Annotated in this window: 21 protein-coding genes; 18 read left to right on the top strand and 3 right to left on the bottom strand. The window is 45.4% G+C overall.

The features are described from left to right. The first annotated feature begins 6 nt into the window (after positions 1 to 6). Together arsB and F608_RS0115760 are read left to right on the top strand one after the other, a co-directional pair. Positions 7 to 1,185, top strand: a complete 1,179-nt coding sequence (gene arsB / locus F608_RS0115750) for an ACR3 family arsenite efflux transporter (protein ID WP_022666616.1) — start codon at positions 7 to 9, stop codon at positions 1,183 to 1,185. A 673-nt stretch (positions 1,186 to 1,858) separates the two neighbouring features. Continuing rightward, a complete protein-coding gene (locus F608_RS0115760; protein WP_022666617.1) occupies positions 1,859 to 2,170 on the top strand; it encodes a carboxymuconolactone decarboxylase family protein in 312 nt (103 codons plus the stop codon). A 346-nt stretch (positions 2,171 to 2,516) separates the two neighbouring features. On the opposite strand, the gene F608_RS0115765 is transcribed toward F608_RS0115760, so the two are convergent. Further along, complete coding sequence (locus tag F608_RS0115765) at positions 2,517 to 4,016, bottom strand: hypothetical protein (protein ID WP_022663626.1); 1,500 nt, start codon at positions 4,014 to 4,016, stop codon at positions 2,517 to 2,519. A gap of 149 nt (positions 4,017 to 4,165) precedes the next feature. Here F608_RS0115765 and F608_RS37390 point away from each other — a divergent pair, with 149 nt between their 5' ends. The 6 genes from F608_RS37390 to F608_RS36220 all read left to right on the top strand — a co-directional run bounded on the left by F608_RS37390 (position 4,166) and on the right by F608_RS36220 (position 10,104). Beyond that, positions 4,166 to 4,555 (top strand): C-GCAxxG-C-C family (seleno)protein, encoded by a 390-nt coding sequence (locus F608_RS37390; RefSeq protein WP_425248202.1) that lies wholly within the window; start codon positions 4,166 to 4,168, stop codon positions 4,553 to 4,555. Between the two features lie 173 nt (positions 4,556 to 4,728). After that, complete coding sequence (locus F608_RS0115775; RefSeq protein ID WP_279615096.1) at positions 4,729 to 5,616, top strand: alpha/beta fold hydrolase; 888 nt, start codon at positions 4,729 to 4,731, stop codon at positions 5,614 to 5,616. A 458-nt stretch (positions 5,617 to 6,074) separates the two neighbouring features. Then, a complete protein-coding gene (locus F608_RS0115780) occupies positions 6,075 to 7,133 on the top strand; it encodes an alkene reductase (RefSeq protein WP_022666620.1) in 1,059 nt (352 codons plus the stop codon). Positions 7,134 to 7,161: 28 nt separating this feature from the next. Continuing rightward, a complete protein-coding gene (locus F608_RS0115785) occupies positions 7,162 to 8,862 on the top strand; it encodes a protein adenylyltransferase SelO (protein ID WP_022666621.1) in 1,701 nt (566 codons plus the stop codon). Between the two features lie 205 nt (positions 8,863 to 9,067). Continuing rightward, the gene (locus F608_RS0115795; protein WP_022666623.1) at positions 9,068 to 9,478 is read left to right on the top strand and encodes a GFA family protein; all 411 of its coding nucleotides are present in this window, start codon (positions 9,068 to 9,070) and stop codon (positions 9,476 to 9,478) included. A gap of 248 nt (positions 9,479 to 9,726) precedes the next feature. Next, a complete protein-coding gene (locus tag F608_RS36220; protein ID WP_153307520.1) occupies positions 9,727 to 10,104 on the top strand; it encodes a lipoprotein in 378 nt (125 codons plus the stop codon). 747 nt (positions 10,105 to 10,851) lie between these two features. Here F608_RS36220 and F608_RS36225 read toward each other — a convergent pair. Both F608_RS36225 and F608_RS0115805 read right to left on the bottom strand, forming a co-directional pair. After that, entirely contained in the window at positions 10,852 to 11,025 is a 174-nt protein-coding gene (locus F608_RS36225; RefSeq protein WP_022666624.1) for a hypothetical protein, read from the bottom strand. A gap of 330 nt (positions 11,026 to 11,355) precedes the next feature. Continuing rightward, positions 11,356 to 12,984, bottom strand: coding sequence for a sigma 54-interacting transcriptional regulator (locus F608_RS0115805; RefSeq protein WP_022666625.1), 1,629 nt, complete (start codon positions 12,982 to 12,984; stop codon positions 11,356 to 11,358). A gap of 226 nt (positions 12,985 to 13,210) precedes the next feature. On the opposite strand from F608_RS0115805, the gene F608_RS0115810 reads away from it, so the two are divergent. The 10 genes from F608_RS0115810 (at position 13,211) to F608_RS35755 (ending at position 22,764) form a co-directional block, all read left to right on the top strand. Then, positions 13,211 to 13,960, top strand: a complete 750-nt coding sequence (locus F608_RS0115810) for a cysteine hydrolase family protein (protein WP_022666626.1) — start codon at positions 13,211 to 13,213, stop codon at positions 13,958 to 13,960. Between the two features lie 71 nt (positions 13,961 to 14,031). Further along, positions 14,032 to 14,397, top strand: coding sequence for a cupredoxin domain-containing protein (locus F608_RS0115815; RefSeq protein WP_022666627.1), 366 nt, complete (start codon positions 14,032 to 14,034; stop codon positions 14,395 to 14,397). Between the two features lie 105 nt (positions 14,398 to 14,502). Further along, positions 14,503 to 14,973, top strand: coding sequence for a nuclear transport factor 2 family protein (locus F608_RS0115820; protein WP_022666628.1), 471 nt, complete (start codon positions 14,503 to 14,505; stop codon positions 14,971 to 14,973). Positions 14,974 to 15,045: 72 nt separating this feature from the next. Next, positions 15,046 to 15,207 carry an OsmC family protein gene (locus F608_RS36230; protein WP_153307521.1) on the top strand — a complete coding sequence of 54 codons (162 nt, stop codon included), beginning with the start codon at positions 15,046 to 15,048 and terminating at the stop codon, positions 15,205 to 15,207. A 6-nt stretch (positions 15,208 to 15,213) separates the two neighbouring features. Continuing rightward, a complete protein-coding gene (locus tag F608_RS34945; RefSeq protein WP_279615097.1) occupies positions 15,214 to 15,486 on the top strand; it encodes an OsmC family protein in 273 nt (90 codons plus the stop codon). Between the two features lie 160 nt (positions 15,487 to 15,646). Beyond that, positions 15,647 to 16,333: a TVP38/TMEM64 family protein gene (locus F608_RS0115830; protein ID WP_022666629.1), complete on the top strand. Its 687-nt coding sequence runs from the start codon at positions 15,647 to 15,649 to the stop codon at positions 16,331 to 16,333. Then, positions 16,330 to 17,778 (top strand): dihydrolipoyl dehydrogenase family protein, encoded by a 1,449-nt coding sequence (locus F608_RS0115835; protein WP_022666630.1) that lies wholly within the window; start codon positions 16,330 to 16,332, stop codon positions 17,776 to 17,778. Before F608_RS0115830 ends, F608_RS0115835 begins: the two co-directional genes overlap by 4 nt. Before the next feature lie 16 nt (positions 17,779 to 17,794). Then, the gene (locus tag F608_RS0115840; protein ID WP_022666631.1) at positions 17,795 to 19,432 is read left to right on the top strand and encodes an FAD-binding oxidoreductase; all 1,638 of its coding nucleotides are present in this window, start codon (positions 17,795 to 17,797) and stop codon (positions 19,430 to 19,432) included. A gap of 893 nt (positions 19,433 to 20,325) precedes the next feature. Then, the gene (locus F608_RS0115845; RefSeq protein ID WP_022663626.1) at positions 20,326 to 21,825 is read left to right on the top strand and encodes a hypothetical protein; all 1,500 of its coding nucleotides are present in this window, start codon (positions 20,326 to 20,328) and stop codon (positions 21,823 to 21,825) included. Between the two features lie 681 nt (positions 21,826 to 22,506). Beyond that, positions 22,507 to 22,764 (top strand): DUF4190 domain-containing protein, encoded by a 258-nt coding sequence (locus F608_RS35755; RefSeq protein WP_084681172.1) that lies wholly within the window; start codon positions 22,507 to 22,509, stop codon positions 22,762 to 22,764. The last annotated feature ends 98 nt before the right edge of the window (positions 22,765 to 22,862 follow it).

Below are 22,862 nucleotides of genomic sequence, written 5' to 3' on the forward strand. Positions count from 1 at the left end.
AGAACAATGAACACGGATACCGGCAATGACCGCAGAATGACCAGTCTTTTTGAGCGCTATCTGACGGTCTGGGTCGGATTGTCTATTATCGGCGGAATTCTTCTGGGTAAAATCGCTCCGGACCTTGCCGGATCCCTGGATGGGATGTCCATAAAGGTGAACGGAGCCCCGGTGGTATCCATTCCCATTGCGGTTTGTCTGTTTTTTATGATGTATCCCATCATGGCTAAGATTGATTTTACTTCTGTGATCAAGGCAGGGAAAAGCGGCCGGCCTGTATTTTTAACTCTGTTCATCAACTGGGGCATCAAGCCCTTCACCATGTGCGCAATCTCCCTGTTTTTTCTGGGTTTTCTTTTTAAATCCTTTATCGGTGCAGAGGCCGTGGATCTTGTAAAAATGCCTTTTGGTCTTGATCTGCCCATCGGCGCCGCACACGGAGCCGGCATTGTTGTTCTGCAGGACGGCATTAATATGCTTCAAATTCCTTTGTGGCGAAGCTATTTTGCAGGATGCATCCTTTTGGGTATTGCACCCTGCACGGCAATGGTCCTTGTCTGGGGGTATCTGTCAAGGGGCAATGACGGCTTAACCCTGGTTATGGTTGCGCTCAATTCCCTTACCATGCTGGTATTATACGGGGTGCTGGGCGGTTTCCTGCTCGGCGTTGGTAAACTTCCCATCCCCTGGCAGGCCCTTGCCCTTTCAGTGGGTGTCTATGTTGCCCTGCCGCTCGTGGCAGGCTATTTTTCGAGAAAATGGATTATCTCAGCCAAAGGGGAAACCTGGTTCAAGGAAAAATTTTTAGGTGTCCTGACTCCGGTGACCATCAGTGCACTTCTTCTGACCCTGGTGCTGCTGTTCAGCTTTAAGGGCGAAGTCATCACCGCCAGTCCATTGACCATTCTCTGGATTGCCATACCGCTTTTCATCCAGACAATATTCATCTTTGCCCTGGGATATGCAGGGGCAAGATTTCTCAAGCTAAATTATGAGGATGCAGCTCCGGCTGCCATGATTGGTGCATCCAATCATTTTGAAGTCGCCATTGCAACGGCTGTAATGCTGTTCGGTCTGTCATCCGGAGCCGCTCTTGCCACGGTAGTCGGTGTTCTGATTGAGGTCCCGGTAATGCTGATGCTGGTTGGTTTTTGTAAAAAAACGACCCATTGGTTTGACCGGTAGATAATTCGGGCTGGGATCTGCTCGGGTTTTACGAATGGCAGGGGCCCCCACCGAGGCAGATGAGCAGAATCTGGCGCAGGCCCTGGATGCATTCTGCGAAGAATTGATTCAATTTACCTAATAAAAAATAGGGCGTAACCCTGGGACGCCGGGCCTGTCCGAACCGGGATTCCGCAAAATCGGATTTTCTATAACCCGGGAGAAGCGGGCAGTGCTGACCTTTGAAGAGAAACTGGTTTTCCCTTGAACTCCCGGGACTTGCGCATCTGAATCAAAATATGCAGATCCGGCATCCGGGACTGCAACCCCGGACGCCTCCCCACAAGTTTGGAAAGTTATGATCATTGCCCAAAATAGAGCCCATGTTGAAATATATAGGAATCCTGCAACTACAGGGAGTCTGGGGAGTCGTCCGATCGAAAAACGGAGCCTTACCGAAGGATAGTCCACACCTCAAGTCCTTGATTTGATCTGCCAGGTTTTCGATCCAAGCTACCAATTACGAAAGTAGGCGATACAACTTCAATAAAGGCTTGGGAGTTCTCTTTTTGGCTCCAGGGTTTCGACTTACTCCATTTGATTGGAATCGTTACTTTTAATTCCCCATTTTTATATGATGGATAAGATCCAAAGAAAAATAAAGTTCTGTTGATATCTCAGGATAGGAGAAGTTATGCATTTACCAAAGCCATATGAGGCGTTTTCCAAAACCTATCCAGATCTTTTAAAAAAATATAGTGATCTGGGGGAGGCATGCCGAAATGCCGGTCCTCTAGAAGAAAAATATCAAGATCTGATTAAGTTGGGGATTGCAATGGGAGCGAATTCAAGAGGCGCTGTAATGTCCGCAGTACGAAAGGCGTATAGTGCCGGGGCAACTGAAGACGAGATCAGACATGCAGTGTTGTTGGCTGTGACTACTACAGGTTTTCCCAACGCTATGGCTGCTATGTCATGGGTTGATGAGGTTCTTGCAAAAAAATAGGTTTAATTTGTCCATTTACAGCATTCTTTTGGTGTAATGATATTTTAAACCGCCAAGACCATAGAGAGGGGCAGGGATAATCCACAGTATTATGGAATTGGAAAATCACAAACGGGTAACTATAAAAGGGTGTTGAAACCGTTCAAATTTCTGTTTCGTTATAGGTGCCCCACGCGTTTGTAATTCTTTTTTCCAATGTCAGATTGTCCGGCTTTTACCGTAGCAATATCTGGTTTTGTTTTTTACCGCATAAAATCTATTTCAGACGGCGGCCTTTGTTGTATTCAGATATACCAATAGCGACCGATCAATCGGCTCAGAAAAAATCCCGCATTGAACGTTCAATTCATCCTGTGGCAGCAAACAACTCCTTTTGCCCATCTTCTTTTTTCATTGGTTTATGCCTTGTTCCGGCCATTTCAATCAACAATGTTACGATAGTCGTCAGAGTTGATCGGACAATCACACCATGCTGGCTTCTTACCCGTGTTTGTTCGAGGCCTTCTCTTTTTTTCATCAGATTAAAGGGCCTTTCACAGTTTTTCCGGATCTCGATTGCGTCTTGAGATCCGCTATGAAAAATCGGCATTGGTTGAAAATAGCCGCTGTCAAAATCAACGATCCTTGATTTTGAACAATTTGATTCAAACGCACACTCACCCGGAACGGCATCACATCCAAATTCGTGGCCTTCCGGTGTCGATCCCAAAAACTGCATTGGAATCTCACAAGAATCATTACAGGCAACCCTTAATGGCGATTCCAAAACGTTGTCAGGAAGTTTGGCTTTCTCCGATGCAGGGGTGACGACATAGACACCGGTTTCGTTGAGAACCGAACCATCACTATCGTGATAAGCCTGGTCGGCGGTTATCAATTTGATATCAATACCCAATGTTTGAGCAAGCTTGATCAACGGTTTTAAAAACAGGCTGTCATGATGATTTGCCGCCCCGATTAGGGATACCAATGGAAAACTATGGCCTGTCGATGGGTTGATGGCTGTTAGGGTGTGAAGCCGGTAGCCAATGACGTAATACGATTTATCCCTTTTATTCCGGCGTTTTCCACAATCACAGTCCGGATCGGAATACATTCGTATTTTTTTGCCTTTGACCTGAATTGTGCAAAGGGGGTAATTGATTTCAGACGGCAGTTCACTGGAATCAACACCATGGATAACGGCACTCTCCAGACAGCCTGATTTATAAAAATGATGGAGGAAATATACCAGGACATTCATCAATTGTTTGAAATTCAGGCCACGCCGGAAGTGACACAATTCAGTATGATCTGCCTGGTGTTTGGTATTTAAAGGCAGTCTCACAAAACGCCTGTTTTGCTTTCGTTCCCTGCCAAAATATTCATCGCTGCAAAATTTCCTGTAACTGATTTCAGGGTATTTGATTATTTTTAAAAGCTCCATCCGAAATAACTGGTAGGGTTGAATATCCCTGTGCACAGCGGAATATCCGTCAGGCGCAATCAAGCTGTTGATAATCTGGTTGTCTATAAGTTGGTCAACAAACTGCAATTCCGGGTCTACAATTTCAGGGTATGGCTTTTTCAGGGTGTCAAAATGAAACAGGTTGTCGGAATGAAAATTTTCAATGTAGGACGCCATCTCAGGAAGGCTACGAATCTCTGCTGAGGGGGCCTGATCTTCAACTCCTATGAGTTCTTCGATGGGGATGTCCAAGGTTTGAGAATAATCATAATTATCCAAAACTTCCATCATGATTTGCTTTGTCAGCTCTTTTTTGGACTTCCTTGTCATCTTTTTCCAGTTCGGAAAACTCTTTTTCAATTGCTTTGTGATGATTCGCCTGATATTTTTTGTATGCATAAAGCCTCTGTGGTGTTGTTTCCTTTTTGTTTAGGCGCTTGAAAGATACAACTAAACAGAGGCTTTTTCAATTACTAACATACTGAAAATTTGTCGGATAACGTTAAAATTGCGTCATCGATTTCAACACCCTTTATTGGCAGGATGATATTAATTGTGCCACTACAAATTTAAAAATATTATCTGAGATATTTTCTATTGAGCTATCAGATCAAATAATTGATGCGGCTCTTGGTATGCACGGAGCAGGGAAATATGGAGCTCAATGTGGCTTAGTGGAAGGTACATTGATGTTCTTAGGGATAATCGGAAGGGGCAGGAAAATTTCTGATGATGAAATCGTAGATTCTTGTAATGAATATGCAAAGCAGTTTGAGAACCGATTTCAAACCTTATTGTGCAAGGTCTTACGCCCGGAAGGATTTAATGAGGGTAATCCACCACATATTTGTGAGGACTTAACCTGCGAAGCTGTATCGTTTAATGTCGATTTTGTAACTGATTTTATAAATAAACATAAGAATCAAAAGAGCTTATAACATTTGCATTAAACCGGATTGCGAGAAAACTCGCAAGCCGCTTATGCAAGGGTTCACGGCGCCGGTCAGCACCGGGTTGCGTTTTTTAGCCTCTATCAGATGAGAAAATCTGATTTAACAATCTGAAACAGAAAGGAAGAATCATGAAAAAAGTGTTATTCATCATATTTTTTATGAATTTTATAATAATCCCTCCTGCGTTTTCTCAGAAAAGCGGATTCCTGATAACTGATGACGGAAAGATACATTATCAAACGTACGGAAGCGGTTCCCCTTTTCTTATTATAAACGGAGGGCCCGGATTGGATTCCGAAGGCTTTTCCCCGCTAGCTGAACTGCTTTCCGACAAATACCTGACCATTTTGTTTGACCAGCGGGGGACAGGGAAATCCGCATTGAAAAAGATTGACAATACCACGATCACCATGAAGCGGATGGCACAGGATATCGAAAGTCTGCGGGCGCACCTGAATATAAAAGACTGGATTGTTCTGGGACACTCATTTGGCGGATGGATGGCTGAATATTATGCATCCCGTTACCCGGAACGCATAAAGGGGATGATCCTGTCCTCGAGCGGAGGGATCGATCTGGAGGTTCTGAATTATGTCAGTGCAAATATCAATATCCGACTGAGCGAGGCGGAAAAAGAGTCTCTGAAATACTGGCTGGAGAAAATCAGACAGGGAGATACCGGTTATGATGCAAAATACAAGAAAGGGGAATGCCTGGCTCCTGCATATCTCTATAATAAAAAATTTGTCCCTCAGGTGGCTGAAAGATTGGCTCATACGAATCTTCAGATCAATAAATTGGTCTTCCGGAATCTTCATGAAATAAATTTTGACTGCAAAGAAACGTTGCGTAATTTTTCCAAACCCGTGCTGATTATCCAGGGAAGACAGGATATTGTCGGTGATGGGACGGCTTTCAGGGCCCATTCGATATTACGGAATTCGACAGTGGTCTTTTTGAATGAATGCGGTCATTACGGATGGTTGGATCAGAAAGAGCAATATATACAGGAAATAGATAAATTTCTTGCATCTGTTAATAAATAGTCTGTTCCATAAATCCGTGCATATCTTTTCGCAGCAGTCTGCGCCCATTGTAAAACAGATAATTTTTTAAGCAATAAGGCTAACCGGCTCGGACGCAAAAGGTTTCCGCTCTCATGTCGCTCAAACCTTTTGCGCCGGTCAGCACCGCGTTAAATCACCAACTTTCAAAAAAATATCAGAACTCGAAGACCCCAGAATATGTCTATCGGTTATCGCCCAGTCTCTTTTTTTAACAGCATTCAATAGCAGAAGCATTGTGGGGGTGGAAGCAGTTTCAAATTCTTATAGCCCTCCTGATAAGCCAATTATTCAATTCCAATACCATCCGAAACGATATTGAAAAACAAGCCCGAATTCAGGAATTAACGCCCGAGCAGGTATATGCAATATTGACAAACTTCTATAGTTCGTTACTTTTTGGTGAAGAACTATTGCAATCTATGATTAGGAGATGAAATATGAACAGTTTGTTCAATCCTTTAACTATTGGTGCATTAGAGCTGCCAAATCGTATTATCATGTCCCCGTTGACGCGCAGTCGTGCAGGCTCGGAACGTACACCAAATGATTTAATGGTAGAATATTATACCCAGCGAAGCAGCGCCGGCTTAATAATAAGCGAGGCAACTTCTGTTACTCCGATGGGTGTCGGCTATGCTGATACACCTGGAATCTGGTCTGAAAAACAGGTAGAGGGCTGGAAGAAAGTTACCAACGGAGTTCATAAAGCCAAGGGACGTATATTTTTGCAATTGTGGCATGTGGGACGGATCTCTGACCCCATGTTCCTCGATGGTGAAATTCCTGTTGCCCCAAGCGCGGTTCGACCAAAAGGGCATGTCAGTTTGGTTCGTCCGGAAAAATCGTTTGTTACACCACGGGCCCTGCAAACAGATGAGATAGACAGTATTGTTGAAGCATTCCGGATAGGAGCTGAAAATGCTAAAAAGGCTGGATTCGACGGTGTTGAGATACACGGAGCCAACGGTTATCTGCTCGATCAATTCTTGCAGGATAGTACCAACAAGAGAACCGATGAATATGGTGGAAGTCTGGAAAACCGTGCCAGGTTTATGCTGGAAGTAACCGATGCTGTTATCTCGGTTTGGGGAGCTGATCGTGTCGGTATGCATTTAGCCCCCCGGGGAGATGCCCATGATATGGGAGATTCCAACCTGCTTGCTACGTTTACGTATGTTGCCGAACAGTTAAAAAAGCGTAATATCGCTTTTATCTGTGCTCGAGAAGCTATGCGTGATGATTGGTTTGCACCAATATTAAAGAAATCGTTCGGCGGTGTTTACATCGCCAATGAAGGTTTCACAAAAGAAACTGCTGAAGATGTTATTGTAAAAGAAAAAGCAGATGCCGTTGCCTTTGGTCAGCTATTTATTGCCAATCCTGACTTGCCTTATCGATTTAAAACAGGTGAACAGCTTAATATCCCGGATACATCGACCTTTTACGCCGGTGCAGAGAAAGGTTATACCGATTACCCGTTCGCACATGTAAATTGATGATAGCTGTTATGAGGTATTTGAAACAATGTCATTGTCTAAACCATCTGCTCAGCAGCGCATATCGACTTTCGATGAGTTTGTGCGATTAGCTGATTATTCTTTAATGGATACCTTAAATGCCGATCCTGATGCCACCGGAGATGGTAACGATCACCGTGCCCGTCAGGTTTTTTCCGGTCACTTCGTACCGGTCACTCCCACGCCGCTTCCAGACCCGGAATATGTAACCCATAGCAGCACTTTTTTTAATGAACTTGGGTTGAGGGACGAGTTGGTAAATGATCCAAAATTTCGCCAGGTATTTTCCGGTGATATCTCAGCCGCGCACAAGCCGATGCGTAAAATTGGCTGGGCCACTGGCTATGCCCTGTCAATTTACGGCACCGAATATACCCACCAATGTCCATTTGGAACCGGCAATGGTTATGGCGATGGTCGGGCGATATCAGTATTTGAAGGGGTATTCAAAGGACAACGTTGGGAAATGCAACTAAAGGGTGGCGGACCAACGCCTTATTGCCGTGGTGCAGACGGGCGTGCCGTACTTCGATCAAGTGTGCGTGAGTTCCTCGCGCAAGAGTATATGCACGCCCTTGGGGTTCCCACAACGCGATCTCTAACCCTGTATGTATCAAAATCTGAGAGCGTTACCCGGCCCTGGTACTCCCAAGATTCTCACTCCACCGATCCTGATATTATGGTGGATAATCCTGTGGCTATTTCAACTCGCGTTGCACCATCTTTTTTGCGCGTTGGTCAGTTAGAGTTATTTGCCCGCCGGGTTCGCGGCAATGCTCATCCAGGAGCCTTAGAAGAGTTGCGCATGATTGTGTCGCATTTAATTGACCGGGAATACCAAAACGATATTAATCAAGATCTTGTTTTTGCGGATCAAGTGGTTGAGTTGGCTAAGCTTTTTCGCCGGCGGCTTACGTCACTAGTGGCCAATTGGCAGCGTATTGGATACTGCCAGGGTAATTTTAATAGTGACAACTGCGCCACAGGTGGCTTTACCCTCGACTATGGACCATTTGGATTCTGTGAAATCTTCGACCCTGGGTTTCAACCATGGACTGGCGGTGGCGAACACTTTTCCTTCTTCAATCAGCCAACCGCAGCAGAAGCCAATTACCACATGTTCTGGGCTGCAGTGAGACCGCTGCTTGCAAAAAATACCGGAGCTTTGGAACAATTGGATCAAATACGTCATGGTTTTGCAGAGGCAATGCAAAAACAAATCCAAAACATGTGGGCGGCCAAGCTTGGGTTGACAGACTATCACCCAAAGCTAGTGCAGGGATTAATGCAGTTACTGACCAAATCAGAGGTGGATTACACCATTTTCTTCCGTGAATTATCCCATGTACCAGAGAATATTGCAGTCTTGAAAAAGAGCTTCTATAGCAAGACCTCACAACAACTTGATGAGGAATGGCAATCTTGGCTGAAAAGCTGGCACGAACTCGTTATCAAAGGCGGCAATTTGGCTGAGATATCGGCAAAGATGAAACAGATCAACCCCAAATACGCATGGCGAGAGTGGTTGATTGTCCCCGCCTATCAACAAGCCATGCTGGGTGACTACACATTAGTAAGAGAGTTGCAAGAAGTGCTTAGTTCTCCATATGATGAGCAATCTCAAAGGGTAGAAGATAAATATTATCGGCTAAAACCTGAGGCGTTTTTTAACGTTGGTGGCGTTTCGCACTATAGCTGTTCATCTTGATTTTGAAAAAGGTTCTCAGACGAATAGTCCTCGCCACAACTCAAAATGGCGATTTGAAAAATCTGATTTCCGGAATTCAAATTCCCCATTGCCATTCTGGTGGCAGTCAAGATATTCTCCTGCTGCTGAGAGGATAAATGAAAAATTCTTCAAAACTGATTCTATAGAAACGCACTATAATTAAATAAAATTTAGGAAAACGCGCATGAAATATAAAGGATCTTGCCTTTGTGGCGAAATTGTTTTTGAAATAATCGGAGAGTTTGAAAGCTTTTTTCTTTGCCATTGCGAACGTTGTCGCAAAGACACTGGTTCCGCCCATGCCGCTAATCTATTTTCCTCCTCGGCAAGGTTAATATGGCTGTCGGGAAAAGATAAGGCCAAAATCTTTGATTTTAAATCAGAGGGGCACATAAAAAGTTTTTGCTCGAATTGTGGCTCAGCTCTTCCAAATATGCAGATGGATGGAGAATTGTTGGTTGTCCCTGCTGGGAGTCTCGACAGCGATGTGCCAATAAAACCTCAAGGCCATATTTATTGGGGGAACAAAGCCAATTGGGACGATGGTTTAGAAAAAGTAGTCAAATTCGACCAGCTCCCGAACAGAAAGGAATAACGAAAGCATTGTGGGGTAAAAGCCGTTTCAAATATTAAAATTCTTATACTCCCTTTGGCATGAGGAGTGACAGGGATAGTCCGGAGCACTTTCTCATCTGAAAAGCGGACCTTGTAATATAGATAGTCCTCGTTCAAATTCTCCCTTGCCATATAGGTTGCGGCCAGGATATTCTCCAATAAAGTTGATTCTGAAGAAACTATATCCCCACTGATAATAAGTGGTTATACAGCAGATAAGGAGAAAATATGAGAAAAACTATTTTTTTATTGCTTTTAGCATTAGTCGTCTCAAGCTGTGCAACAACAGCAGGATATAAAAAGATTGTTGAGTCTTGGATAGGGGCTTCTGAATTAGATTTGATTAGAAGTTGGGGGCCACCACAACAAACATACGAAACTGGAGGTGTAAAATTTCTGGTTTATAATTCTTCAAGAAATGTTTACTTACCTGGCAGAGCCCCAACTTACAGCACTAAGGTAATAGGAAACACTGCTTATACCACTTCTTCTGGCGGCAGGCCTGCCCGAAATTTAAATTACAACTGCCAAACTACTTTTGAAGTCATAGATGATAAAATAGTTTCTTGGAAATTTCGTGGTAACGATTGTACAGCAGAAGAATAATTCTTAAACTGCTGTATAACCCTTCGTTGAAGCGGACTGCCGGGAGCGAGTTCCCGGCCCCCTCGCTACACTCAGCGGCCCCCTGAACTCCAACGTTAAATTTTATAAATTATTATCCAGATCAAATCTAATGAAATAAATAAGGCTGACAGGGATATTCTTGGGTCGGTTTCCACCCGAAAATGGACCTTGTTTCTGAGGTAGTCCGCACCTCAAACATCTCGATTTGATTTGCCAGATTTTGAAAACCAGGTCACCAATAACAATAGAAATCAACGTTGTTTTGAACGATGACATAGGTCAACAAAGATAGACACATGTGTCGCCCAGTACCCAAATCAAAATTCCGTAAAAACAAGTAATCTCGGAGTGTTGAATATTAATAATGGTCCGGGCTCTGGATAAAGCATTTATGAGATTTCATTTCTGAGGTAGTCTGTGGTCACAAAATTAAAAATACTAATGCAGTTTGGAGCGAAGATTTTTCGGTTTCCTCTCTATCAAATCAAGGACAACTCTTTTTGAATTCTGGGGAAAAAGAAACGACTTATAATAGGCTTTGCCACTTGCACTTTTATAAAAGTTGTAATCATGATACCCCCGCGCATAAAATCTAATTCACCTTAAGGTGTATATTATGGGCATTGATTGTCGTGGTAACCGCTTGGTTCATTTCATTATAATCCAGGTTGGAACGGTATCTGCCATTGGATTCTAAGATTTCTATACCGTTTATGCTTTTTTGTGTCAGTTTAAGCAATACGCTGATTCCAAATGTCTTTTAACATCAAAATCCTTTACGTCTGCATTGATATTCCCTTCTTTATCCATTTCCTTGTGCAAGGCCGGTTCCATATTCCTTGATGCCCCGCTTTCTCCTTTATCCCAGTCTGGGGTGGTTTTTGACTTATGATCAAACATCTTGTGCCTTCCTTGTCGTAAAAGTGATGGGTATTGGCGCTCCGTGCTTTTCTGCTTTTGCCAATACAAGAGTACAAATAGCGTGCCAGTTACAATAATATGGGAATAAGTCTCTGTTTTTTGAGGTTTATTCGTATTTTTTCAGTCGGATATCACGCAGAGTTTCTTTTGGAACCATTAAAATTTTAGGGCCGGACAGCAAAATATTGGGGGCACATGCAAATCAAGGCTTGCCTGTTGAAAATCTTAGGTTGCTTGTTCTGTAGGGAGGGCGTGGTATAGAGGCGATGATAAACCTGAAAATTGATCAGGTAAAACCTCTTTCTTATATTATGTGGTCGATTTTTTTATATTCATCTTTTTCATTCTGGCAGAGAGCGTGGTTGGCTTGATGTCAAGAAGGTTGGCAGCGCCGTCATCGCCGTATATTTTCCAATTGCTTTTTTCCAGTGCTGCGATGATATTTTGCCTTTCCCGTTCCTTCATCTCGGATTCCGGTACCACCTTATATTCATCAGATGGTGTTGCAGGGGCTGTAGTTGCTCTGCCTGAATCACTAGAGGCGTCCTCCTCCTGAAGTTCAAAATGATATGAATTCCCCTGTATCAGTATCACAGCCCGTTCGATTACATTTTGAAGTTCACGGACATTTCCCGGCCAATTGTAGCTTTGAAGCTGCCTTAGGTTGGCAGTTGACAACTTTGGCAGTTTTCGATTGCTTTTCTTTTTGAGTAACCCTAAAAAATGCTCGGCAAGAAGCGGAATATCAATTTTCCGGACCCTGAGTGGAGGGACTTCTATGGGAAAAACATTCAGACGGTAATAGAGGTCCTGCCTGAAACGTCCCTTTTCAGCCGCTTTTTTCAGATTGCGGTTGGTCGCTGCAACGATACGGACATCAACCTTTCGCGTTGTTTCTTCTCCGACCCGTTCATACTGGCCTTCCTGAAGCACCCGCAATAATTTACTCTGCAGGTCAAGGGGGATTTCTCCAACTTCATCAAGAAACAATGTCCCCCCATCGGCAGCTTGGAACCTTCCGGCCCGGTCTTTGATCGCTCCGCTGAAAGCACCTTTGACATGGCCGAAAAATTCACTCTCGTACAATTCCCTGCTGATGGATGCACAATTGACTTTGATCAATGGATATTTGCGGCGTGAGCTGCGGTTGTGAATCTCCCGGGCGACAAGTTCCTTACCGGTGCCGCTTTCGCCCAAGATGAGAACGCTTGCATCTGTGGGAGCGACAAGCTCAACCTGTTTCATGACGTTTTTCATGGCATCGCTTTCACCCACCATATCACCAAACGCCCGCGCTTCTTTGACTTCCTCCTGTAGATACGAACATTCCAGAGCAAGCTGCTCCTGCAGCCGGTGAATTTTTTCAAACGCCTGTGCATTGACGATTGCAGTGGCCGCATGATTGGCCATCATCCTCATCCAGACCAGTTCTTCATGCTTTAGCTGAATGCGTGTGAAGATTACCAGAACCCCCAGCACCTCATCTTTATAGATCAGCGGCTGTCCTCCGAATCCGAGTATCCCCTCCTTGCGGGCCCAGTCCGGTCTGGCGATCCATTTTGAATCCTTTTCTACGTTCTGCACTTCCACAGCTTTTCCATGGGCTGCAATCCATCCGACCTTGCGGGAACCAAGGGGGAACCGGCTGAAATCACCATCAAGCCTGGACCAGTCGGCCTTGGTGTCAACCAGGGAACTGCCCTGGCTTGCCATCAGGTGAAGACATCTTTCATTGTCATCGCAGGCCTGTTCTTTCATCGGACAGGGACAGCCTCCCTCCCGGATCAGCCAGATCCGGGCCAAGGCGACATGAGGACGTTGGGCAAGCTGCCGGACGATCAATTTTAAAAGTGGGGCAACCGCATGCTCTCTGGCCATTTCCAGAAGAAGTGTCTTTAAAGATTCATATTCAGGTTCGTAATTTGATTCAAGATTCATAGACAAAGCCTATCTAAAATTTTGCTGTTTGACCACAATATTTTGGTGATCACAATTTTTTGTGGTTGTTAGGCTTAAGCCTCAACTTGTGTATTTATTATAAAAACGGGTGCTTATGAATAATTGAGGCGATTGGCACGTTCTTTGAAATCTTAGGTATTCAAACGCAGAAAGATCAAACCGGATGCGTTGGAACCAACAACTTAAATTAATAAAGGAGCTATAAATGTCTGGTCAAGATTATGTTAAGAATCCCGCCTATTCCGAGCCTGAGACTCCAGGCCTGCCGCCAAGCGATATGGTCCTCGATCCCCAAAGGTCCGCTTTGGTCGTGATCGACCCTCAGAACGATTTTCTGCATGAAACCGGTGTGGCGTGGGGGGTTGTAGGGGAATCCGTGATGGAACACAATGTTGTGCAGCATCTTGAAGACTTGTTTAAAGCAGCAAAAAGCGCCAGTCTGCCGGTCTTCATCTCTCCCCATTACTACTATCCCCATGACCACAGGTGGAAATTTGAAGGCGCCCTGGAAAAAGTCATGCATTCCATTGGCATGTTCGACCGCCCCGGGGCACTTGATGTAACCGGTTTGGAAGGCTCTGGCGCTGACTTTGTCGACCGGTACAAATCCTACATAAACGATGGAAAGACGGTCATCGCCTCACCCCACAAGGTGTATGGGCCGGAACAGAACGACCTTGTCCTGCAGCTTCGCAAGCAGCATATCGACCAGGTCATCCTGGCCGGGATGTCTGCAAACCTTTGTGTGGAAAGCCATATGCGGGCCTTGCTGGAAGCAGGCTTTGAAGTGGCCGTGGTCAAGAATGCCACTGCCGGCGCCATCATTCCGGAAGGAGACGGCTATCTTGCCGCCCTTGTCAACTTCCGTATGATGGCCAATGCGGTCTGGTCTACGAAAAAGGCCGTTGAAATGATGAAAGCCCTTGAAAACTCAGAAATTCGGCGCAGCGCATAACAGCTGCCCGCCGCAGGAACCTGGGAAAATCCCAGGTTTTGCAAAAATAAAAATAATATTTGGAGGACGTCATGAAAAAAATAGTCAATACCATTATCGCAATTACCAGTCTCTGGCTTATGGCCGTATCAGCAGCAGCAGGTACAATAGATACCATTAAGATCATCGAACATCCGGGTTATTTTGAAACCCAGGGGAATGTTTTCGATATTCCGGCAGGCAGATATAAGATTGTCGTGAAAAACATGTCCGGCAAGGATGCCGGTTTTGTCTTTAACAAAGGGCAGAACAATGTCACCACGGATAATTCAAGCATGAAGGTGATCCTGCTTAAAAACGGTGAGCAGGGAAGCTTCACGCTTAATCTGAAAAAAGGCAATTACTCTTATTTCTGCCCGATTATCCCCACACCGCCTTACCCGCTGCGTGTCAAATAAACGGTCCGCTTCATGGGCCGGAGTGGCAGTTGGCCACTCCGGCTCATGTTTCGATACCCAATGATCATGGAGACAAATTATAATCAGATCACAGGAGCAACGACAATGGAAAACAGACCCCCTTTACCGCCGTTCACAAGGCAAACAGCAGAACAAAAAGTACGCATGGCAGAGAATGGATGGAACAGCCGGGATCCCGTAAAGGTATCTCTGGCATACACAAGGGACAGCTGCTGGCGAAACAGGGCTCAATTTCTTCAGGGACGGGAAGCGATCCAGGCATTTCTGACCCGCAAATGGGAGCAGGAACAGGAGTATCGTCTTGTCAAGGAACTATGGGTCTGGGAGGACAACCGGATTGCCGTGCGGTTTCAATATGAGTACCGCAACGATTCCGGCGACTGGTTCCGGGCCTGTGGTAATGAGCTGTGGGAATTTTCAGGCAACGGCCTGATGCATCGCCGGGAGGCAAGCATTAACGATGTGCCCATCAGAAAAGAAGACAGAAAATTCCTGTGGCCAAAGCTTGGCCCCCGCCCCGAAGACTTCCCCGGACTTACGGAACTTCGCCTATAAAATCAGGTCAATATCCATCGAAAACCTGCAGATAGAAAAACGGCCGTTTGTTGGATGAAAGGAGCATAAAAAATGGCGCTGAAAGTCACCATACACAATAAGAAAGGGTTTCGCTATGCCCAGGAAATTATCGCCGGCCGGCACAGGCTGACAGCCGACCGTATCGAACTTGACGGCGGTGATGACAGCGGCCCGGGACCTTATTCCTACCTTCTGGCAGCATTGGGGTCGTGAGCGGCCATCACTCTCCGCATGTATGCGGAGCATAAAAGCATTGCTCTGGAAAGTATCTTCATCGAACTTGCGCACAACCGGAACGATGAAAATCAGAGCCGGTCCATGGGCAGCGAAGAGGATAGAACTGACTCTATTGAGGGAACCATTGAATTGAAAGGGAATCTGGATTCAGGTCAACGACAGCGGATGCTGGAAATCGCCAGCCGATGCTTTATGCACCGCACGTTAAGCAAGGGGGTGGATATCCGGTTCCGGAATGCGTCTGCCTTTAAGTGAACGCGGGCCAATTCCTGAAGAAAGCAAAAGTCTGCCCATGCTGAAGGAGAAATATCCGTGCAAACGCGTGTCCCTGGTATTCAAAACGTCAACCGGTGAGCACCCTGTTCAATGAGGTTGAGGCGCACCGGATCAACAAGAAATAAGAGGAGTGTGACACATGAAAAAGAACGTTTCAAGAGGGTTGGTGATCGGCGCCATTGTCCTGCTGTTTGTTCTCTTTTTTGTGCTGGATCTGAGCCGGTATTTATCTTTGGAATATATCAAGTCACAGCAGGAGATGCTGCTGGCATTTTATCGGGAAAACACAATGGCAACAATCGGGATATTCATGGGTATCTATATTCTTGTAACCGGCCTTTCCCTGCCCGGGGCTGCTGTTATGACCCTTGCAAGTGGAACGGTTTTCGGACTTTTCACCGGTACGGTGGTGGTCTCCTTTGCCAGCACGATTGGCGCGACCCTGGCGTTTGTGGTGTCCCGGTTTTTACTGCGGGACTGGGTGCAGGCCCGTTTCAAAGACAAATTGCGGGCCATCAATCAAGGCATTTCCAAAGAAGGCGAATTTTATCTGTTCACCCTGCGGCTGGTACCCGTATTTCCATTTTTTATCATCAATCTGGTGATGGGCCTGACACCCATTACAACCTTCCGGTTTTACCTGGTCAGCCAGATCGGCATGCTGGCTGGGACTCTGGTATATGTCAATGCCGGCACACAGCTGGGGCAGATAGATTCTTTAAAAGGGATTGTATCTCCGGGGCTGCTTTTGTCGTTCGCCCTTCTGGGGTGCTTCCCCCTTCTGGCCAAAAAAGGGGTCTCTTTAATCAAAAAGGAAAGATCATGAGACATTACGAATATGATATCGGAATCATTGGTGGGGGGGCCGCCGGGTTGACAACCGCATCCGGCGCGGCACAACTGGGGGCGAAAACAATAGTCATCGAGAAGGAGGACAAACTGGGGGGAGACTGCCTCCATTACGGGTGTGTTCCCAGTAAAACCCTGATCAAATCGGCCCATGTGTACCACCTGATGAAACAGGCCCAGGCATTTGGCCTGCCCCGGGTGGACCTTCCGCCGGTGGATTTCAGGCAGGTGGCAGACCGCATCCGGTCGGTGGTGGATACCATCCAGCAGCACGATTCAAAAGAGCGGTTCTGCAGCCTGGGCGCCAAAGTGATGTCCGGGCAGCCCCGGTTTGTGGATGAGCATGCGGTGGCGCTGAATGGCAGAACGATCTCTGCCGGCAAGTGGGTGATTGCCACGGGCTCATCTCCGGTGGTTCCCCCCATTCCGGGCCTGGCTGACACCCCGCACCTGACCAACAAAGAGATTTTTTACATGGATGCATTGCCCGGGTCCATGATCATACTGGGTGCCGGCCCCATCGGCATTGAAATGGCCCAGGCCTTCAACCGGTTCGGCACAACGGTGACCGTTATTGATCGTTCTTCACAGGTTCTGGGAAAAGAGGACAAAGATATGGCTGACGGTGTCATGCAGGTGTTGAGGGCGGAAGGGGTGAATTTTGTCCTGAAGGCATCCATAGAGCAGGTGGAAGATCTGCCTAAAGGACGGCAGGTAACAATCAAGGATACGGCAGGCAATACACATCAGTTCACTGCAGATGCCATTTTGGTGAGCATGGGCAGATCCCCCAATACAGAGGGGCTGGGCCTGTCCGGCATCGGCATCGCCGTGGAGCGGTCCGGCATCCGGGTGGACCACCGGCTGCGCACCAGCCACAGCCACATATACGCAGCAGGGGATGTGAACGGTGGATACCAGTTCACCCATGCCGCCGGATATGAAGGGGGAATTGTGATCAGCAATGCCGTGTTCCGACTCCCCAGGAAGGTGAATTATACCTGGCTTCCCTGGGTCACTTATACCGACCCGGAACTGGTCAGCATCGGCATGAATGAAAGGGCGGCAAAAAGAGCCGGAATACACTGCCAGGCGATTATTGAATCATTTTTAGACAATGACCGGGCCCAGGCTGAAAAGAAAACAGATGGTAAAATCAAACTGCTGCTGGATGAAAAAGAAAAACCCATCGGGGTTCAGATCCTGGGGGCTGGCGCAGGAAACCTGATCAATGAATGGGTGGCGGCGTTCAACGGCAAGGTCAAACTGTCCACCCTTGCCGCTGCCATCCATCCCTATCCCACCATGGGTGAAATCAACAAGCGGGTCGCCGGGGCCTATCTGTCCCCCAAACTATTTTCCCCTGCCATTAAAAAAGGGCTCAAGTTTTTTTTCAACCTCAAGGGAAGGGGCTGTCAATAAAAAAGAGGTGATTCTTATGGAAAATACAACGATATGGTCTCCTTTTCATGAGGGCGAAATAGAAGTGCAAACGCGTGTCGGTGTGATTGATGAAGTGAACCAATGGGCTCCTCATGCCATCCGCCCGGTTATGCCGGCGCAGCACCAATCATTTTTCCGGCAACTGCCCTTTGTCGTTGCCGCTGCCCGGGACAATACTGGCGCCCCCTGGGCAACTTTGCTGGTTGGCACTCCCGGCTTTGTACAATCGCAAGGCCCCCAATACCTGGAGGTCAGGTCAAAGCCCCTGCAGGGAGATGCGCTGGAAAATTCGTTTTTCGCAGATGCCCAGATCGGTCTTTTGGGTATTGAGCTTGAAACACGAAGGCGCAACCGGGTCAACGGGAAGATAGCGCAGTGCGATGAGCAAGGCTTCACTCTTGCCGTTGAGCAGTCCTTTGGAAATTGTCCTCAATATATATCCAAACGGGTCTGGCACAAGGCTGGGGCCAATCTAAAAAGAATGCAGACCTCGAACCACTCCCGTCTTGATGATCATATGAAATCCTGGATCTCCAGGGCAGATACCATGTTTATTGCCAGCGGCCACCATGAACCGCATCAGAAAAATGGCAGGGGGATGGACGTTTCCCACAGGGGCGGGCCTGCAGGTTTTGTTAAGATTAAAGGCGACACCAGCCTGGTTTTACCGGATTATGCAGGCAACAACCTTTTCAACACCATTGGCAATCTGGTGAAGGATTCCAGGGTGGGACTGCTTTTTGTGGAATTTCAGCATGGCTCAATGCTGCAAATTACCGGAAACGCGGAAATCGACTGGGATTCCGGCGAGATCTCTAAACATCCGGGTGCAAAGAGACTTATCAATATTGAAATTACGCATATCGTGCAATCAGATCATTCACTGCCTTTGCGATGGCGTGCTGCAGAAGGTGGTGTCCGCGAGCTTGTTTTAGTAGACAAAATCATTGAAAGTGAAGATGTTGCCTCTTTTGTGTTTGCCCCCCGGGACAAGGGCAGACTGCCGCTGTTTAAAGCAGGCCAGTATCTGCCAATTGAGCTGGCGCTTGAGGGCAGCGAAGTATTGGAGCGAACCTACTCGCTGTCAAATCAACCGGGAGAGAAAGAATACCGTATCAGCGTTAAAAGAGAGCCGTTTGGTCTTGTTTCCCGCCTGCTGCACGATCACTTGTCGCCAGGCAATGCCATCCTGGCAAAAGCCCCCGAAGGGGGGTTTGTTCTGCCGCAGGATAAGGACCGGCCAATCGTACTTGTCAGTGCCGGAATCGGCATTACCCCAATGGTCAGCATGCTGCATGTCCTGGCAAAACAGGGCAGGCAGGTTTATTTTATCCATGGCGCACGCAATGGGACCCACCGTCCGCTTGTGGATGAAGTCGCTGCCCTTGCCGCCCGGCATAGTGATTCTGTTCACTTGTCTGTACTTTACAGCCACCCGCATTCAAAAGACATAGAAGGCGTGGACTACCACCGGTCAGGCCGTATTGATGCCAGCGCATTAGAACAATTCGTTCCAGAAACGGACGCTGAATTTTATGTGTGCGGCCCGAAAAGTTTTATCGCCGATATTGTATTCCTTTTAACTGAACGCGGCGTTACTGATGAATATATACACATTGAAAGCTTCAGCTGAAATATGCATACCAACAGCGTGCTTTGTGACGGTTATTACAAAAGAATGCTGTTTTGGTTTCAGCAAGGGAATTCGTTTCTCAATTATATTGCGAGATTTTTGAAATAAATTTCTTAGGCCACTTTCGATCCCTTTAGCTGATTGAAATTATTTTTATAGCGAGGACTACTTGCAGGACAAGGTTCAATTTCAGAGTAAATGAATACCTAAGACTTTCCCTCCTCTATTTCTTGAATTTATAATAGCCCGGTCCGAGAGTTGGTATAATCCTGGAAAGAGAGCTCAGATAGGCGTGTAACGAAATACTGATAGTATAAAGAAAGATTAACCAGCATAAGCAGAACAACAAGCGCAGAGGTTAGGGAGACCTTAAGCAAAAAAATCTATTTTTTTGTATCGGACGGATATTTTTTGTTGACTTACTTTCTCATAGGAATTGTGGACATTGGCATTCCTTGTTTGCTTCATATATGCCGTCCGGATATCTGAGTATAGGCTAATACAAGAACGGATAATTTTTGACAAATCTGATCAACGACAAATATTTTTTCCCCTGAATATTCTTTACACGTGTCATCGATACTGATATGCAATTCAGGGAGATTCTAAGATGATAATCGATCCGGTTATCCTTTAATTCCGCATGATATGCGGTTAGATATCAGATTGCTCAAGATAACCGGACAACCGGAGAATTCCTTGTTATATTCAGAATACACTATGTTAAAAATGATCGAAAACAAAACCTGGTGGTTAATGAAGGGTGTTGAAATCGATGACGCAATTTTAACGTTATCCGACAAATTTTCAGTATGTTAGTAATTGAAAAAGCCTCTGTTTAGTTGTATCTTTCAAGCGCCTAAACAAAAAGGAAACAACACCACAGAGGCTTTATGCATACAAAAAATATCAGGCGAATCATCACAAAGCAATTGAAAAAGAGTTTTCCGAACTGGAAAAAGATGACAAGGAAGTCCAAAAAAGAGCTGACAAAGCAAATCATGATGGAAGTTTTGGATAATTATGATTATTCTCAAACCTTGGACATCCCCATCGAAGAACTCATAGGAGTTGAAGATCAGGCCCCCTCAGCAGAGATTCGTAGCCTTCCTGAGATGGCGTCCTACATTGAAAATTTTCATTCCGACAACCTGTTTCATTTTGACACCCTGAAAAAGCCATACCCTGAAATTGTAGACCCGGAATTGCAGTTTGTTGACCAACTTATAGACAACCAGATTATCAACAGCTTGATTGCGCCTGACGGATATTCCGCTGTGCACAGGGATATTCAACCCTACCAGTTATTTCGGATGGAGCTTTTAAAAATAATCAAATACCCTGAAATCAGTTACAGGAAATTTTGCAGCGATGAATATTTTGGCAGGGAACGAAAGCAAAACAGGCGTTTTGTGAGACTGCCTTTAAATACCAAACACCAGGCAGATCATACTGAATTGTGTCACTTCCGGCGTGGCCTGAATTTCAAACAATTGATGAATGTCCTGGTATATTTCCTCCATCATTTTTATAAATCAGGCTGTCTGGAGAGTGCCGTTATCCATGGTGTTGATTCCAGTGAACTGCCGTCTGAAATCAATTACCCCCTTTGCACAATTCAGGTCAAAGGCAAAAAAATACGAATGTATTCCGATCCGGACTGTGATTGTGGAAAACGCCGGAATAAAAGGGATAAATCGTATTACGTCATTGGCTACCGGCTTCACACCCTAACAGCCATCAACCCATCGACAGGCCATAGTTTTCCATTGGTATCCCTAATCGGGGCGGCAAATCATCATGACAGCCTGTTTTTAAAACCGTTGATCAAGCTTGCTCAAACATTGGGTATTGATATCAAATTGATAACCGCCGACCAGGCTTATCACGATAGTGATGGTTCGGTTCTCAACGAAACCGGTGTCTATGTCGTCACCCCTGCATCGGAGAAAGCCAAACTTCCTGACAACGTTTTGGAATCGCCATTAAGGGTTGCCTGTAATGATTCTTGTGAGATTCCAATGCAGTTTTTGGGATCGACACCGGAAGGCCACGAATTTGGATGTGATGCCGTTCCGGGTGAGTGTGCGTTTGAATCAAATTGTTCAAAATCAAGGATCGTTGATTTTGACAGCGGCTATTTTCAACCAATGCCGATTTTTCATAGCGGATCTCAAGACGCAATCGAGATCCGGAAAAACTGTGAAAGGCCCTTTAATCTGATGAAAAAAAGAGAAGGCCTCGAACAAACACGGGTAAGAAGCCAGCATGGTGTGATTGTCCGATCAACTCTGACGACTATCGTAACATTGTTGATTGAAATGGCCGGAACAAGGCATAAACCAATGAAAAAAGAAGATGGGCAAAAGGAGTTGTTTGCTGCCACAGGATGAATTGAACGTTCAATGCGGGATTTTTTCTGAGCCGATTGATCGGTCGCTATTGGTATATCTGAATACAACAAAGGCCGCCGTCTGAAATAGATTTTATGCGGTAAAAAACAAAACCAGATATTGCTACGGTAAAAGCCGGACAATCTGACATTGGAAAAAAGAATTACAAACGCGTGGGGCACCTATAACGAAACAGAAATTTGAACGGTTTCAACACCCTTTAATATTCTCTTTTTTACTCTCAAATGTCATGTTTGTAGTTGGTACAACTCTTTTTTCATCTCAGTCACCAATTAATGAATTTGTCAGTATGTTTGGGAAATATTGTTTTTTGGGAACCATTCCAGCGTTCCTAATAACAATCATTTTGGGTTTTCTGATTAAGGGCAAAAAAATTGTCTCTTTTGCTTTAAAAGCAATGATCTTTACCTATATTTTAGCTGTAATTTTAGTTGTTTCAATTCTATGGCTATTTACATAAAATTTAAGGTGAGAATATAACCCATATGAGCCGCCGCTATGTCAATAGGCAATAAAATTTTTTAAGGGAACCACCCGTGTTCCCTTAAACGAGAGTTAACAAATCGAAATAGGCAGATTAAAAAGAAACAATGTGTAAAGAATGTATTGACACAGTTGTAAGCGATGAATTGAACAGTACAAGATTATAAGATATTCAAAATGAATAATGATTCTCAAATTGTAATTAAAACCTCAAGACTTGCTGTCGCATCAATTATATGTTCAATTCTATCGATTACTTTAATGCCATTGGCCTGTTTCCCTGGTATAATTTGTGGGCATCTTGCAAAATCAGAATTAAAGAAAAGCAATCATATAAAAGGTAAAGGAATAGCTATAGCCGGGCTGATTATTAGCTATTTTTCTTTGGCTATTTTTATAATCCTTATCTTATTCGCTACGCTTGGATTTTTATAATTTAGACATTATTCTCGTTTATTGAATCATATTGAATAGTTAAAACGCACTAACAAATCGCTGGAAACCGACGCGCAAAAAACGCGCGCGTCTCAGCT

The sequence above is a fragment of the Desulfospira joergensenii DSM 10085 genome, from assembly GCF_000420085.1.
Taxonomy (GTDB): Bacteria; Desulfobacterota; Desulfobacteria; order Desulfobacterales; family Desulfobacteraceae; genus Desulfospira; species Desulfospira joergensenii.

Excerpts from the sequence above, each read along its gene's own strand:
- F608_RS35755 (WP_084681172.1), top strand. The coding sequence starts at position 22,507 with ATGAATAATGATTCTCAAATTGTAATTAAAACCTCAAGACTTGCTGTC.
- F608_RS36220 (WP_153307520.1), top strand. The coding sequence starts at position 9,727 with ATGAGAAAAACTATTTTTTTATTGCTTTTAGCATTAGTCGTCTCAAGC.
- F608_RS0115780 (WP_022666620.1), top strand. The coding sequence starts at position 6,075 with ATGAACAGTTTGTTCAATCCTTTAACTATTGGTGCATTAGAGCTGCCA.
- F608_RS0115810 (WP_022666626.1), top strand. The coding sequence starts at position 13,211 with ATGTCTGGTCAAGATTATGTTAAGAATCCCGCCTATTCCGAGCCTGAG.
- F608_RS0115765 (WP_022663626.1), bottom strand. The coding sequence starts at position 4,016 with ATGCATACAAAAAATATCAGGCGAATCATCACAAAGCAATTGAAAAAG.
- F608_RS0115840 (WP_022666631.1), top strand. The coding sequence starts at position 17,795 with ATGGAAAATACAACGATATGGTCTCCTTTTCATGAGGGCGAAATAGAA.
- F608_RS36230 (WP_153307521.1), top strand. The coding sequence starts at position 15,046 with ATGGCGCTGAAAGTCACCATACACAATAAGAAAGGGTTTCGCTATGCC.
- F608_RS0115775 (WP_279615096.1), top strand. The coding sequence starts at position 4,729 with ATGAATTTTATAATAATCCCTCCTGCGTTTTCTCAGAAAAGCGGATTC.
- arsB (WP_022666616.1), top strand. The coding sequence starts at position 7 with ATGAACACGGATACCGGCAATGACCGCAGAATGACCAGTCTTTTTGAG.
- F608_RS0115785 (WP_022666621.1), top strand. The coding sequence starts at position 7,162 with ATGTCATTGTCTAAACCATCTGCTCAGCAGCGCATATCGACTTTCGAT.
- F608_RS0115760 (WP_022666617.1), top strand. The coding sequence starts at position 1,859 with ATGCATTTACCAAAGCCATATGAGGCGTTTTCCAAAACCTATCCAGAT.
- F608_RS0115815 (WP_022666627.1), top strand. The coding sequence starts at position 14,032 with ATGAAAAAAATAGTCAATACCATTATCGCAATTACCAGTCTCTGGCTT.
- F608_RS36225 (WP_022666624.1), bottom strand. The coding sequence starts at position 11,025 with ATGTTTGATCATAAGTCAAAAACCACCCCAGACTGGGATAAAGGAGAA.
- F608_RS0115835 (WP_022666630.1), top strand. The coding sequence starts at position 16,330 with ATGAGACATTACGAATATGATATCGGAATCATTGGTGGGGGGGCCGCC.
- F608_RS0115820 (WP_022666628.1), top strand. The coding sequence starts at position 14,503 with ATGGAAAACAGACCCCCTTTACCGCCGTTCACAAGGCAAACAGCAGAA.
- F608_RS0115830 (WP_022666629.1), top strand. The coding sequence starts at position 15,647 with ATGAAAAAGAACGTTTCAAGAGGGTTGGTGATCGGCGCCATTGTCCTG.
- F608_RS0115805 (WP_022666625.1), bottom strand. The coding sequence starts at position 12,984 with ATGAATCTTGAATCAAATTACGAACCTGAATATGAATCTTTAAAGACA.
- F608_RS0115845 (WP_022663626.1), top strand. The coding sequence starts at position 20,326 with ATGCATACAAAAAATATCAGGCGAATCATCACAAAGCAATTGAAAAAG.
- F608_RS0115795 (WP_022666623.1), top strand. The coding sequence starts at position 9,068 with ATGAAATATAAAGGATCTTGCCTTTGTGGCGAAATTGTTTTTGAAATA.